The 1,763-nt window shown below is 79.5% G+C and carries 2 protein-coding genes; both read right to left on the reverse strand.

The window, feature by feature from the left end; all coding sequences use genetic code 11:
* Window positions 1–612 (reverse strand): bifunctional adenosylcobinamide kinase/adenosylcobinamide-phosphate guanylyltransferase (locus ACWEVO_RS36090; RefSeq protein ID WP_452311876.1); only part of this gene is annotated, 612 nt, incomplete at its 3' end.
* Between the two features lie 74 nt (window positions 613–686).
* A partial coding sequence (locus ACWEVO_RS36095; RefSeq protein ID WP_452311877.1) for a hypothetical protein occupies window positions 687–1,763 on the reverse strand: 1,077 nt, incomplete at its 5' end.

Below are 1,763 nucleotides of genomic sequence, written 5' to 3' on the forward strand. Positions count from 1 at the left end.
GGCGGCCGGGGCGCCGGCCTGGCCGGGGCCGGCCTGCGTGGGCACGGCGGGGTGCGCCGGCGGGCCGGCCGGCTTCAGCCACGCGGGCTGGCCGGCCACCACGAGGACCACCGCGTCGCAGGCGTCGGCGACCGCCCGGTTGGTGGCCCCGAGCGCGTCGGTGAAGGCCCGGCCCAGCGGGGTGGTCGGCACCAGGGACAAACCCACCTCGGGGGTGACCAGCACCAGCCGGGCGGCGCTCGCCCGGACCGCGTCGGCGAGCTCGGCAATGGTGGCCGTGTCGTCGGCGGGCTGGTGGGCGGGGTCGAGCAGCACCGTCACCCAGCCGCCCAGGTCGTCGACGAGCAGCGTCTCGTTCGGCTCGGCCGCGGCGATCACGTCGGCCAGCCGGCGCGGGTCCGCCGCGGTCTCCTCGGTGGTCCAGCTGCCCGGCCGGCGGGCGCGGTGCGCCGCCAGGCGGGTCGCCCACTCGGTGTCCTCCGGGTCCCCCTCGGGGGCGGTGGCCACGTACCGGACCGTGGGAGCGTCGGCGACCAGCGATTCCGCGAACTCGGACTTGCCGGACCGGATACCGCCGAGCACCAGGAGCGTGTTCCACCCGTCAACGGACATGCCCGTACCTTAAGGCCGACGCGCGGCTCCCCGCCCGCCGGCCCGGACGCGGACCGGCGGGTGGGCGCAGCCGCTCAGCCGCAGTGCTCGAACGGGCTGCCGTAGCTGGCCCCGCCGGTCGACCCGCCCCACTTCACGCAGACGCCGGGGGCGGTGGCCCGGACCGGCCCGGCGTAGAACTTGTACGCCCCGCTCTGGGTCTGCCGGGTCTTCCCCTGCACCTCCAGGTACGTCGACGTGGTGGTGGCCCGGCCGACGTCGGTGTCCTTGAGGGTGACCACGCAGTTCGTCCCGCTCCCGGTGTTGTAGAGCAGGTACACCCGCCCCTTGCGGACCCCGTCCGCGGTCAGCGTCGCCGAGTCGATCACCTGGTAGCCGCTGCCGCACACCTGCGTGGCCGTGTACGGCTGCTTGGCGGCGGGCGAACTGGTCACCGGCCCAGGCGCCGGCGCTCCGGTGTCACCGGGGGTCGGCTGCGCCCCGCCCGACGGGGTGCCCCCCGCCGCCGAGCGGGTCGGCGTGGCCGACGGCGTGCGGCTGGGCCGGCCGGTCCGGCTCGGCGACGCTCCGGGTGTCGTCCCGGTGCCCGGTCGGACGCTGACGGCGGGATCGGCGACCGCGGACTCCCCGGCGAGCGTGGCCGGCCGCGGCGCCGGGTCGTCCGGCGAGCGCAGCACCGCCACCGCGCCGGCGGTCAGCCCCGCGACGAGGACCACCCCGGCCGCCCCGGCCAGCGCGAGCAACCGGGCGCGCCCCTTCCGGCCCTCGGCCGGCTCCTCCAGCGTCGGCGGCACCCCCGACCCGGCGTGCCGCTCCTGCGCCGACCCGTGGCCGCCCGGATGGGGCCCGGCGGCGCTGATCGCCCAGGCCGGTCCGGGCTGCCCCGACCCGCCGTACGGACCGGCCGGTGCGGACCCGGGCTGACCGCCGAACCCGGTGCCGGACGCGGCGGCGCGGCCCGGTGCGAAGCCTCGCGCGTCGCCCGCGGCCGGACCGGAGCCGGGCGGGGCGCCGGCGGCCGGGCCGACAGCCTGCGGGGTGGCCGGACCCATCCCCGGCGGGGTGGCCGGCGCCGGTGCGCCGCTGTGCGGCCCCGAACCGGTGCCGGTCAGGGCGCCGGGCGTGGACACCGGGGTGACCGGGGGCCCGGC

The organism is Micromonospora sp. NPDC003776 (assembly GCF_053605645.1).